Consider the following 13,180-nt stretch of genomic DNA (forward strand, 5'->3'; position numbering starts at 1 on the left):
CCCGCCCCCACCATCCGCAGTCCGACGACGCTGCCCGGGCGGCTTTTAAAAAACGAGCTCCCCGCAAGACTGGCTGAAGCGCAAGCCGCGCATCCCGCGCAGCGCATCGAGCTGTGGTTCCAGGACGAGGCCCGCTTCGGCCAGCAGGGCTGCAACTCCCGGGTATGGGCCGACCGGGGCAGCCGCCCTCGCGCGCCCCGGCAGACCGAGTACGACTGGCTCTACCTCTTCGGGGCGATCTGCCCGGCCACCGGACAGAGCAACGGCTGGTTGATGCCGCAGGCCAACACCCAGACGATGCAGGCGCAGCTCAACGACCTCAGCCGCAGCCTCGCAGCCAACGTGCACGCGCTGCTCGTGCTCGACGGCGCGGGCTGGCATCAGAGCGCGGCGCTGCGGGTGCCGGGCAACCTCACGCTGCTGGTGCTGCCGCCGTACTCGCCCGAGCTCAACCCGGCCGAGATGCTGTGGCGCGAGATGCGCCAGCGCTACCTGAGCAACCGTGTCTACCCGGATCACGAGGCACTCGACAGCGCTGTGGCCACAGCCTGGTTAAGCCTGAGCGACGATGCCGAGCGCATCCGCCGCCTCACCAACTTCGACTGGATCCGCCACGCCGTCTCCCAGGCCCTTCAGCGTCCGGAGACTTCATAGGATCCGTATAAATCAGACCTTCCCTAGTCGTACTGGCGCAGACGCCACCAAGCCCGCGCCCGGCTCTGCCACTGGCGTCGGAACATCCTAAAGCATCTACAACTGTAGTATTAGGCATGATGCGCGCTCATCCCGTACTATTACGGTCCCGCCCCGCCTGAGGGTTCAGCAAGTTCGAACGTCGCAGCGGATAACGGTGGTTGATGGCTGTGTATCGACCTGGCCTATAAGCCGCCTCACAGCACCATGTTTGACAACAGGACGGACGCTTCCGAATTTAACATGAACGAGCTGCTGCACAAGTCTGGAGGAGCCATCGCAAGGTGGCTTGAGGAAAAGCTACCCAACCTCGGCCCAAACTGGTGGCAAGACCAAGTAGTGAACCGCCTCACCTTCCAGCAGCAGCGCCTAGTGGAGGAGAGGCGCATTCAGTCCTTAGTAGGTTTGGACTTGGCAGCAGTGCTGCGGATAATGGACCAAAACTGGAGCGAGCTCGCTGGTGCGGAGCCCCTGCCGCGAGAGGCACGGAACTGGGTCAAGGAGCTGCAGAGCGTTCGCAACAGGTGGGCCCATGCACCGGCCGGTGGCCTTAGTCCTACCGATACATTTCGGGACGCAGATACCCTCGGTCGCCTTCTAGCGGTCGTAGGCGCTAGCACCGACTTGCTCAACCAAGTCGAGTTTTTCAAGCAAGCCACCCTTGTGCGGCTAACCCCTTCTGCATTGACAACCGCACCTGCGTCAAAGGAGAAAACACCTCAGCCAGCTCCGCCGCCCACCGTGCCAGCACACAAGTTCTTGGTCGGACAACTGCTGTGCCTGAAGTCCAATCCAGCAGCCGTGTTCCCTGTCCTTGAGGTACTACCCAGCGTGTCGGGTGAGACGCGTTACCGGGTCTTCGAGGGTGGTGGCAAGCAGGTCTACTACGAGAGCCAGCTGCAAGAGCTTGACAAGCAGGATGACAGCCGAAAGGTACTTACGGCGGTAGAGTTCTTCGCACTCTTGACCTCTGTACTGCTTTCGTCCCCCTCCGCTTCGTCCTTGTACTCGCTGAACTCCGGTCGGGTTCGATTCGTTCCGTACCAGTATCGACCGGTGTTCAAGCTCATCAACGCTGACCGCCCGCGACTGCTGGTCGCCGATGAGGTTGGGGTTGGCAAGACCATCGAAGCTGGACTCATCCTGAAGGAGTTACAGGCACGCAGCGACATCAAGTCGGTCCTAATCATCTGCCCCAAAGCCCTCGTCGCTGAGCGGAAGTGGGAGCTAGAGATGAAGCGATTCGACGAGAGCTTCGTCCCGCTAAATGGTTCCTTGCTCCGGCATTGCATCAAGGAAACGCACCTGAGTGGTGAGTGGCCCGCACAGTACGAAAAGGCAATCGTGCCCACCTCGCTTTTCGACAACGACCTGCTGTTTGGAAAGTCGGGCAAGGGTAAGTCACGTGACCCAGGTCTCCTTGAGCTAGACCCTCCGCCGAAGTTCGACTTGGTAATCGTTGACGAGGCGCACCACATCCGCAACTCGGAGACATTCCTCCATCAGGCAGTGCGCTACTTTGCGGACAATGCTGAGGCGGTCGTATTCCTCTCTGCAACGCCTGTTCAGCTCGGGCGACATGACCTGTTCACACTGCTCAATGTGCTCCGGCCAGATGTCATTATTGACCCGGCCAGCTTCGGGCAGATGGCCGAGCCGAATCAGTTCATCAATGCTGGCATTCAGGCCTGCAGACGGGGTGGCGAAGGCTGGGCTGAAGAGGTTCGTGGGCAGCTCAGACTCGTCACAGGAACAACTTGGGGCCGCGAAGTGCTATCGGTAAATCCGGGCTTCCAACATATCTACGACGGCCTTGCAGAGGGGCCAGACGACGGACTGTCGCGAATCAAGACCATTTCAGCCTTGGAAGGCCTGTATACGTTCAGCTCGCTCATCAATCGAACGCGCCGACGCGACATTGGCGAATTCACCACACGCAAGGCTGAGACGGTCACGACGGACTTCACAGCAAGCCAGAAAGAACTGCATGATGACCTGCTGTCAGTCATCGCACGCATCTTGGCGAGGCTACACGGCAATCAGAACGTGAAGTTCATGATGACCACAGTGAGCCGTCAGGCCGCAAGTAGCCTGTACGGCCTCGCTCCGGCGCTCGAGAACATTCTGGAAGGGAAGCTTGCCCAACTTGAGTCAGAGGATGACGACGCAGACGCGGAGGAACGAGACCAAGCCTTCATTGAGCAAATCCGAGGAGACATTGAGTCGCTCATTCAACGGGCAAGGCGTCTTGACCCGAAGGACCCGAAGGCTGATGCCTTCATGCATGTTGTTCGCGACAAACTCGGCATGCCCCGCAACAAGGTGCTGGTCTTCAGCACATTCCGGCACACGCTGCGGTACCTGGTTAGAAAGCTGAATGAAGCCGGGATTCGATTCGGACTTGTCCATGGCGGCGTTCCTGACGAGGAGCGAGCCGAGTTGCGTCGACGCTTCGCACTGCCCAAGGCGGATGAGTCCGCGTTGGACATTCTGCTGTCCTCAGAGGTGGGTTGCGAAGGCCTGGACTTTCAGTTCTGTGACTGCCTGGTCAACTTTGACCTGCCTTGGAATCCGATGCGCATAGAACAGCGCATCGGTCGTATCGACCGCTATGGGCAGACCAGTGAAGCCGTCGGCATCTTCAACTTCGTGACCGCTGGGACTATCGACAGTGAAATCTACGACCGGTGTCTCTCGCGCATTGGTGTGTTCCAGCACGCGATTGGAGGCAATGAAGAAATTCTTGGCGATATCACTCGCGAGTTGCACAGCATCGCCGAAACCTTCAGCCTGAGTGAGAACGAGCGCTCGCAACGCCTGCAGCAATTGGCCGACAACAAAATTCGCCAGATTGAGGAGGAGGAGCAGCTAGAGCAGCGTCAGGGCGAGCTGTTCGGACTCAACATCGCTGCTGCAAGCTGGGAGCAGAGATTGGCACAGTCCCGCAACCATTGGCTGGAGCCCATGGCTCTTGGAGGTGCAGTCACGTCCTACCTAACTCGGAGGCTTGGTAAGGAGCAGGAATATCTGCTTGGAGAAAAGTCTTTGAGGACGCTTCGCGTTGGCGTTGAAGGTCGCGCATCACTGTTGGAGGACTACCGCAAATTGCCTCGCTCTACAGACCCGCTGAGCCGCGCTTGGGAGAAGTGGCTGAAAGGTACCGTTCCAACGCTTCAGGTCACGTTTGAGCAAGAGACCGCCGTGGACAACCCTGCTGCGGTTTTGCTTACTCTGGGGCATCCACTACTCCGGCAGGCCGCCGCGTACTTGCATGAGCCAGAGGCCGTATTCGTGAAGTTGCGTGTCTTCAATGACTCCCTCCCAAAAGGCATCCATCCGTTTGCCTTGTATCGATGGACACGTCAAGGCGTACGTCGCGATGAAGAACTCATTCCGATTGCTGCGGAGGACCAAGTGGCTTCTGCACTTTTGGAACTCTTGCCTTTGTCATCCGACGCACCGGACCTTGAGGGTCCTACCTCGCAAGTTATGGACGAACTAGATGCAGTTCATCACCGACGGTGGCTGAATCAGTCGGCAGAGCACTCAGAGGAAAACAGGCAACTCGTCGGTGTTCGAATTCAGAGTCTCTCTGCTAGTTTTGGAGCACGGAGAACCGTTCTCGAAGAACAACTTCGAAAAGCGACGAACGAGAAGATTCGAGTTATGAAGGCAGCGGAGCTGGAGCGTGCGAAGGTCGACTTCGATGTTCGCGTTGCGGAGTTGCGCCGTGCTGCGGAGAGTGGTGATATTAAAGCTTCCCCAGCTGTGTTCGGTGTTCTTGAAGTCCGGGGGGCGCCATGAGCCTTATTCAGCAGATTGCGCGAAATCGACAGCTTCTTCTGGACGGTATCGAGGCAAACGGGGGGGACATTAACCTTCGAATCTTCGAGGATTTCTATCCGGACGAGGCGCACTTCATCTTTGAACTTCTCCAGAACGCCGAGGACGCAGGGGCCACTGAGGCGGCGTTTGAGTTGAATGCCCATGGATGCTCGTTTGAACACAACGGGACGCGTCACTTCAACGAGCGGGACATCCGTGGCATCACGGGTATTTTCAATAGCAGCAAAAAAGATAACCCAGACCAGATTGGCAAGTTCGGTGTGGGTTTCAAGTCTGTGTTTGTTTACACCGATACCCCGGTCGTGTATTCCAAGCACCACAGCTTTCGGATTGAGCGGCTGGTGCTGCCATTGGAGGTGCCGCCTAATCCTCATCTCGGTGACCGCACACGTTTCGATTTTCCGTTCAATAATCCGAAAAAGAATGTCAAAGAGGCATTTGCGGAAATCAAGGCAGGCCTTGAGCACCTCTCTGAAAACACCCTTCTCTTCTTGCGCAATCTAGGGTACATCAAGTGGAGGGTCGGGTCGCAGGAGGGGGCGTTGCTCCGAGAGGAGCACAGCGAGAACCATGTTGAAGTTCTGAAGCAGCTGGATGGGAAAGACGTTCTTAGCTCTCACTGGCTACGCTTCAGTGCACCTGTGCAACTGGACAAGGGCTTCTCAGCACCAGTTCAGGGGGTCGAAAGACAGCAAGTGGCTATCGCCTTTGAACTGGCCCTCACTGGCGAAAAAAAGTCATTCGACAAGAATAGGGCCATTAAGGAACAACTAAAGGTTGTCCCAGCGGTACGCGGCAAGGTTTCGGTCTTCTTTCCCGCGGACAAAGAAACCTCCGGACTTCGCTTCCATCTTCATGGCCCGTTCGTCCCTGAACTGAGCCGGGCGAGCATCAAGAACTCGCCAGAGAATTTGCCGTTGTTTGCGCAGCTTGCAATGCTCGCAGCGCAGTCCTTGCACGCGATTAAAAAGCTCGGGTTGCTGAGCGGCGAATTCCTTGCGGTGCTACCCAACAACGACGACCCGCTGCCGGAGCGATACAAGGTCATTAGGTCCACCATCCTGGAAGAGATGAAAACTTCCGCGCTGGTGCCGACGCATCGTGGTGGGCACGCACCTGCGGTCCAGCTGCTTCAGGCGAAAGCAGCGCTGAAAGTCCTTATTCCTTCCGACGACTTGGCGTTCGTCACCTCCCGACAGGACCATCCAGAGTGGGCAATTGGAGCGACTCAGAAGAACTCTAATCAAGACCGATTCTTGACCAGTCTTGGAATTCATTATTGGGAGACCGACAGCTTAATCGAATTTCTCGAGACGAAGCTAAGGAATTCAGAAGATTCGTGGGACCCTTGTGAAATCAAGCAGGACGTTTTAGAGTGGATTGCTAATAAACCCTTTGAGTGGCTGCAAGCACTCTATGCTCACTTGTTAAAGTTCTGTGAGGAAGCAGACGACTTCAGAAACTTGGGAGATGTTTACTTTATTCCCCTTGCCTCAGGAAAATGGGGGACTGGTTCGCTGGCCTATTTTCAGACAGGGCCGTGGAGCGAGTCGGACCCCCATCACCGTGTGGACGAGCGCGTGCTAAAAGAGGGTGCGAAAATATCACAGCAGCTTGGTGCACGGAGGTTCCTAGAGCAGATTGGCGTTCGTGAACCGAACGAAGAAGATGAATTGCGCCTGCTAATAAATACTCGATATAAGGAGGGTGGCGCACCGCCGACTGACGCAGAGTACCTTGCCGACTTGTCAAGGATGATGGCGTTCCTCGAAGGTAATCCCTCTTCGAAGGGAATGTTTGCCGATTCAAAAGTCTTTAAAGTTGCTTCTCTTGCGACAAAGTGGGCTTCGGCAGGAAAGGTGTTTTTGGATGAGCCATTTGAACGCACGGGTCTGCATCTCCTGTACGAAATAACTACAGACCAGAAGCTCAAGCGCTGGCCTCTTGACTCTTGGTATTCCGAATGTGGCCTCCCTTTGGAAAGAATCGTCAAGTTCGCCAAGGCAATGGGGTGTCAAAGTGAGTTTGACAGACTCTCAGTCAGTGCGAGCTGTATTAAGAACCCGAACTGGAAGTCTGTACTCTCTACAGCTCCAGGCGAACGCGCGGGGAACATGGTCAATCGAGATTTTGCTCTCGCCCCGGAGGCTGAACTCCTGCTTAAATCCAAGTCCCTGCCTGCAGTGCAGCTCGTCTGGAAAGCGTTGTGCCGGAGCGAGTCTGTTCGACCAAGCGTGTTGCAAGCCTTTTTTCAGTACACCGCTAGAGGCGGACCGAGAACCTCTCTGTCTCAGCTGGTCTACTCCTTGCGTGAGATTGCTTGGGTGCCTCAAACAGACGGCACCTTTGTGAAGCCCAGATTCGCCGTGACCGGTCAACTGCCTAAAGGGTTGACCGTGGACGCTGGCTATAAGTGGCTTGAGGCTGTCGAGTTTGGTGTCGAAGAGAGGAAGAGGAACGCCGAGACTGCGGTCCGCTCTGAATATCGCAAGGGGCTTGGATTCGAGTCCGAAGACGAACTTGCCCGAGCCCTTGAGTTCAAGAAGCTCCCGAAGGAAGAACAAGAGAGGATTCTTGCCGAAGCGAAGCAGCGGCGCTCCGAACCGATTGAGCTCCCGGTAAGGCCCGTGAGGAATCTGGAGCTTCGCCGTGAGCGAGTGAGTGCGGATGCGCAGGCGACACCCGAGAAGACGGCAGCGATTCGCGAGCGCTCAGTTCAGATTGGCGCCAACGAAAGTAAGGCCGAGGCAAAGGTCTACTTGAGAGACCAATACACCAATAGTAATGGTCAAATGATTTGCCAAGCCTGCAAGGATGAGCTTCCATTCAAGCTGCCAACGGGGGCGTATTACTTTGAAGCGGTCGAATTGATTGAGAGCTCGCAGAAGCGATATCGGGCCACATACTTAGCGCTTTGCCCTAATCACGCGGCTGCGTTCCAGTATGCCAACGCTCAGAGGAATTCGATGAGTGAAGTAATTGCAACCGCGCACTCGACCGAAGTTGAGATTGCATTGGGAGGTCAAGAAACCACCCTTTATTTCACCCAGACGCACCTGGCAGACGCAAAGGCTTGCTTGAGTGCCGAAGATAGAGAGGATGACTAGTGCCGTCAGACCTTTCTCGACTCCAAAGCCCAGCGGCCGTACAGGCGGCGCTGGACGAGTTCGGCAAGCTCGGTCGAACGGCCTTTCTCCAGCGCTACGGATTTGGTAAGTCCAAAGACTTTTTGGTTAAAAACCCGGCCAGTGGGCAACTGTGCGACTCCAAAGCAGTTGCTGGCGCAGCGTTTGGCTACCAGTTCCCTGAGGAAGGGCCGCTGAAGGCGGGGGATTTCTCAGGAGGAGAAGCCACCGTCGTTCCAAAGCTTCGTGGCCTGGGATTCGAGGTCGTTCGAATCGGTGAGGACTGGTCTTCAGCAGAAGTTCAGGCGGCCGTGGCGGCGTACTTCGAGATGCTCAGGCTTGAGGCGAATCAGCAGCGCTACAACAAGACGGAGTTCAATGCTGGTCTTCGTAAAAAGCAGTTGCAGAGTCGGAGCAAGGCCTCCGTCGAACTCAAGCACCAGAACATCAGCGCGGTCTTGCATGGAGTTGGCCTTCCGTTTGTCCCCGGGTACAAGCCGCGTGGAAACGCTCAACTACTTCTACGACAGGAGGTTCAGAAATTCATCCTTGCCAACACTGACCTCATCAAACAGGTAGTAGATGCCCTCGAGGAAGTCAAGTCACCTCACCAGCAGAGCTTCAAGGCCGTTCTTGTTGAGCCGCCGCAGGTAGAAACGGTAATGAAAGTCGAGTCGACCCCGAGGGTACGACTGCCCCGCAAGGTGGACTATGCGTCTCGCGATGAGAGCAACCGCGAGCTGGGTCGAGCCGGCGAACAGTGGGCAATCCAATTCGAGCAGCATCGGCTCATTGAGGCAGGTCAAGCGGAACTTTTTGCCAAGCTGGAGTGGGTCTCGGATAAATTGGGAGATGGTTCCGGCTTCGACATCCTTTCGTACGACGCACCTAGTCAGCCAAGGTACATCGAAGTGAAAACTACCAACGGCTCCCACGCCTCAGCATTCATTATTAGTCGCAACGAGGTTGACTTCTCCAAAGAGGCTGGAGATGCGTTCTTTTTGTACCGGCTCTTCCGATTCCGGGACTCGCCAGCTTTGTACATGCTTCGCGGCGATGTTTCGTCCCACCTGTACTTGGAGCCCGTCGATTACCGTGCTTCCTTCCGACGCATGACGAGTTGATGTCTTTAACGAAGCGGGAGCAGGTTACGAACACTCGCGCGTTGATGAGCGGCCGGCTACCCATGTTGGTCACATTCAGAGAGCGGACCACGGGTACCGATTTCTTAATGGAAGGATAGGCGAGCGTAGGGCCCGCTTCGATTTCCATGGTGACTAAAAGGCTTGACCTTGGCATGCTCACGCTCGATGAAATTATTGGGTTTTTGCATTATTGTCCTCTCCTTTCATGCCATCTGTTAGTGGCATGTCAGGGCGTGTTTGTATTGCCATGTTCGCCTCGCTTCGAACACGTTTGGTAATTACATTGGACGGCTGCGCTGCTTGAATGGGTGGGAGACAGAAAAATTGACTTTAGTCTGGTACACCGAGGAAAACTGTGGAGGGCTATAAGTGTCCACAATGACTAAGGCCTGCACCCTTCAGCTCCATGTACACGACACTTGGCACGACGTCGCCTCGGTGAGCCTGATGGCTTTCGCTGAGGCAGGTTCGAAGGCGGCCACCTACACCGCCTACGACATGACCTGGGCCGTGGAACACCAGGACGCACGTGCTGCCCATGCGCTCGGTTGCCAGTTTCCCGTCCAGTTAGAGGCTGTGTTGCTCAAGCACTGGCCGCCGTGTCTCATCGACTTGCTGCCGCAAGGCTTCGGCCGCGGGGAGTTGCTGCGCTGCCTGGGGATGCCGGAGACAGCGCGCGATGCGGCTGACTGGCCGTTGCTGATGGTGGGTGCGGGAAACCCAGTTGGCAATTTGCGGGTGAAAGCCGCGGCCGCTTGGTTAGCTGAGCACCAGGGGCCACTGCACGGTTTCAACGATGCAGAGGTCTCTGAGCGGAGCGAAGTCTTCTGTGAATATTTGGCCGAGCATGGCCTCTTCGCGGCTGGCTCCGCCGGCGTTCAAGGCGAGTGGCCCAAGCTGCTGCTCACACGCGCCGACGACGGGCTGCTCTACCTCGACCACACCCTCCCGGATGCGCGCGCCCGTCAGCACTACATCGTCAAGTTCGGCCGTGGCGCCAACGAGCGGCTTGCCCAGGTGCTGCGGCACGAGGGGCCCTACATGGAACTCGCGCAGCGGCTGGGTTTGCGTGTGCATGCCCCGCTGCTGCTTCGCGAGCGCGTGCTCTTCATTCCGCGCTTCGACCGTCGTGTCCGCGTCGACGGCGGCGTGGAGCGCCTCGGTCAGGAGAGCATCGCCAGCCTGACCGGTCGAGTCGGCGAGTACGCCCTCAGCCACGACGAGGTCTGCTGGCACCTGGTGCGCCGCTGCACCGCCCCGCAGGCCGAGGTACTGGAGTACCTGCGACGCGATGTCGCGAACCTGGCGCTCGGCAACAAGGACAACCACTCCCGCAACACGGCGCTGCAGCGCGACTTCGACGGCCGTATCACGCTCACGCCGCTCTACGACTTCGCCCCGATGTACCTGCACCCCAACGGTATCGCCCGGCGTATCCGCTGGCGCAATAATGATGGGGGCTGCCCGGACTGGGCGCGGGTTCTCGACGCGGTGGTCGAACTCAGCCGGCCGCATGAGGACAAGGGCGAGCGCGACGCGCCGCTGCAGCGCGAGCCGCTCGTGGAGGGGCTGCGCGCGATGGCCGCGCCTCTGACCGAGATAGCCCGCCACGGCGTGGAGATGGGGCTGGAGCCGAACGTGCACGCCCACCTGCGGCTCGGCCTCGAGGAGATGTCGGCCGCGATGGCTCATTTGACCTGATAAAAAGTCTTAGGCTCTGGTTGCTTGAGCAGCACGAGAGTGTCGTGTTTTTCCTCTCTAATTTTGGCGCGGACCGCAATTTGTCGCGTTTTTCATCTCTAACAGTTTGGCGACGATGAAAGCACCCCGCTCGGCTGCATGCAGACGGCATGTCACGCCTAGCAGACAAGAGACATGCGCTACAGGCCCAGGTCAACAAGCTGAGCGGCGCACAGCTTAGGCACGGCGGCCTGTTCGTGCTCTACTTCCAGACGGCAGGCAGGGCGTGCAGTCCCCAAGATACACACGGTCGAGGTGGTCTATGATGAGCAGTTGCTAAATGCTATAAGTACGCCATGGACCTACCCGTTGAATTCACCAACTCAAAACCTTGGGTGGAGGCGCTCCGGCAAAGAGTGGACATCTCACCTGAACCCGCAGTCTACGTTTTACTCCACGAAAAGCCTTTTGGCCGCTTGAGAGGACAAAGTCGCATCCTGTACATTGGCTCAACTAAGCAACTGGGGGGACGCTCCGAAAGTTGCAGACTGCGCATCTACTGCTACCCGAATGGTCCGCATGCTCACGGGTTGCGCAATCGAGCCCAGAAAGTCCTCGACTCCGGAGACCAAGTGACGTTGTACTGGGCCCATCAGCCCTCTAAGGCTGAAGCAGAGGCTTTGGAATCTATGTTGCTAAGGCAATATTTAGAGGCTCATGACGAGCTACCTCCGTTCAATGGAAGAAGTTGAACATGACAATCAGCCGAGGCTATGTAAAATTAGGGTGTTGGAGGAGCAGTTGCGATTGAGTGCGACCGGACGCCGCAATTGAAACCTGACATTGATGCATTCGTCGCTTGCGCGGTTGCAAGTTGGCTTAGCAAGCCCTCTAGCGGGCTGCAAGAGGACTGTTGCACCATCGAGTAAATGTTAAAAGTTGCAGGCGAGTAATAATTATTAGAAAGAGGTAAATCTTGGGTAACTCATTCCAGGTAGTCACTGACGTTAAAAAGATTGCTCGCCTTAACGAACGTCTCGCAGTGCAACTGCGCAAGAAATTTCGAGTAAGGGAAAGCAGGGAAATAACCTATCCGGCCGGCCATCACACTGGTGTTGTGTTCTTTGAGTATGCAAATGGCACCGCTGTCAGGGCATGGTCTCCGCATACACTCCTAGACAAGGACAATTTGGCACCGGATAAGCTGCTGAACTTTGTGCTCGCTGGTGAGCCGGGAAGCAGTAAGTGGATGGAGATTTCGGTGCAACTGAACTTTCCTGCCACAATATATAACCGAAGGATGGCGGGCGCTTTTGTTGTCGATGAAAGAGGTGATTTGTTTATTGCACACCGGGGCAAGCTAACAAAGGGCAATGCTGCTCTTAAGAAAGAAGAAGTATTTCGAGAATTTGCTGCACGCACGATTGAAGCTGATGATGATGGGCAAATTTCAAAGCTTATTCTCATCTCCGCCCTAGATGACCCTAACCTTGCCGACCGCCTATGGAGTTTTGGTGAGGAGGCTCGTGAGGTTGCGACACGTTTGAGCAAAGCGCCCCAGCAGCAGCCGGTCAAAGATGGACTTCCTTCTTCGGGAGGCGCGAAGGGAGGCAAAGCCGCAAGTGGTCGAAAGCCGGCCTCTTCTAAGGACCCGTTGCTGACGCTCAGGGACTACTTTGACGAGTACGCCGGTGAAGGAGTTACCAAAGGTCATGGCGGAGGCAAGCGAACCGTTGAGCATGGCGATGTTGTTAAGGCGCTTGAGGCGCAGCTGCGTGACAAGGGCAAAAGCCAGAAGGCGCAGGCCATCGACTTGGCCATCGTCGCCGGGGCCGAGGTGGACTTATACGAAGTGAAGACGTCTGCCAGGACAACGGATGTGTATACAGGAGTCGGCCAGCTGCTTATCCATGGTGAATGTCTCACCGAGCTTCTGGAGCTGCCTGTGCGGCGACATCTTGTTCTTCCCGAGAAGCCGAAAGCAAGCCACGAACGGCATCTTGCCCGTAAGGCGGACATCAATGTCGTTCTGTTCAGCAAGGACGACGGAACGTACCGCTTCGACGGGCTAGGGTAGCCAGCTCCATAGCCTCCGGTCGCGGGTGATGGCGCACTTGATATGCGTTGAGGGGGAGTGTCCGGAGCGCGAGGTGCTTGGTGAAATAGCGGCACGCTGCAGCGATGCTGTACCGCCAGTGCCGACCGGGTACGACGCCGAACTTCTGGCGCATGCGTGCTACGCGGCTATAGGCTCGGGCCGCTTTTCACGATGCGGATGAAGCGCGACGAGGACGGCAGCTGCCGGTTCTGAAGGAACCCGCCCACGAGCCGAGGGCGAGGTTGTGAAGTGGGATGTCGGCGCTCGGGCCAGACGTCACCGCACTGCGCGCATCAGCTCGCCCCCGGTGTCCTTCTTCAGCAGCTCGTACACGACGTCCAAGAACAGCCCGCGAGTCGTCTCGTCGCTCAGCAGCCGGGTAGCCATCGTCTGGTGGCTCTGCATCGCGCCCACGATGATTTGAACGGCCGTTGAGGGCAGGTTGGCCTTCATCGCCTGCTCGCGGTTGTTGTTCTCCACCTGCGCCATGACGACCTTGTCGTCCCGCAGCTTCTCCGAGACGTGCAGGGCCATCGTATCCGTCCGGCCAAGTCACATTGAACATGGGTAGCCGGTCGAGGATGCTTGTGTCC

The 13,180-nt window shown here is 57.0% G+C and carries 7 protein-coding genes; 6 read left to right on the top strand and 1 reads right to left on the bottom strand.

Features of this window, described 5'->3' with window-relative positions:
- The 6 genes from D3A59_RS24070 to D3A59_RS24090 all read left to right on the top strand — a co-directional run.
- A partial coding sequence (locus D3A59_RS24070) for an IS630 family transposase (protein WP_119157855.1) occupies positions 1–654 on the top strand: 654 nt, incomplete at its 5' end.
- Positions 655–936: 282 nt separating this feature from the next.
- Complete coding sequence (locus D3A59_RS24075) at positions 937–4,497, top strand: DEAD/DEAH box helicase (protein WP_119157856.1); 3,561 nt, start codon at positions 937–939, stop codon at positions 4,495–4,497.
- Entirely contained in the window at positions 4,494–7,646 is a 3,153-nt protein-coding gene (locus D3A59_RS25700) for a sacsin N-terminal ATP-binding-like domain-containing protein (protein ID WP_157991689.1), read from the top strand. Before D3A59_RS24075 ends, D3A59_RS25700 begins: the two co-directional genes overlap by 4 nt.
- A complete protein-coding gene (locus D3A59_RS24080) occupies positions 7,646–8,788 on the top strand; it encodes a protein NO VEIN domain-containing protein (RefSeq protein ID WP_119157857.1) in 1,143 nt (380 codons plus the stop codon). The genes D3A59_RS25700 and D3A59_RS24080 overlap by 1 nt, the downstream gene beginning before the upstream one ends.
- A gap of 399 nt (positions 8,789–9,187) precedes the next feature.
- Positions 9,188–10,510: a type II toxin-antitoxin system HipA family toxin gene (locus D3A59_RS24085; protein ID WP_119157858.1), complete on the top strand. Its 1,323-nt coding sequence runs from the start codon at positions 9,188–9,190 to the stop codon at positions 10,508–10,510.
- A 955-nt stretch (positions 10,511–11,465) separates the two neighbouring features.
- A complete protein-coding gene (locus D3A59_RS24090; protein ID WP_119157859.1) occupies positions 11,466–12,566 on the top strand; it encodes a hypothetical protein in 1,101 nt (366 codons plus the stop codon).
- A 297-nt stretch (positions 12,567–12,863) separates the two neighbouring features.
- Here D3A59_RS24090 and D3A59_RS24095 read toward each other — a convergent pair whose 3' ends face one another.
- Positions 12,864–13,121 carry a hypothetical protein gene (locus tag D3A59_RS24095; protein WP_240636195.1) on the bottom strand — a complete coding sequence of 86 codons (258 nt, stop codon included), beginning with the start codon at positions 13,119–13,121 and terminating at the stop codon, positions 12,864–12,866.
- Positions 13,122–13,180: the final 59 nt, after the last annotated feature.

The sequence above is a fragment of the Caldimonas tepidiphila genome (assembly GCF_003569765.1).
In the GTDB taxonomy this organism is placed as follows: domain Bacteria; phylum Pseudomonadota; class Gammaproteobacteria; order Burkholderiales; family Burkholderiaceae_C; genus Caldimonas; species Caldimonas tepidiphila.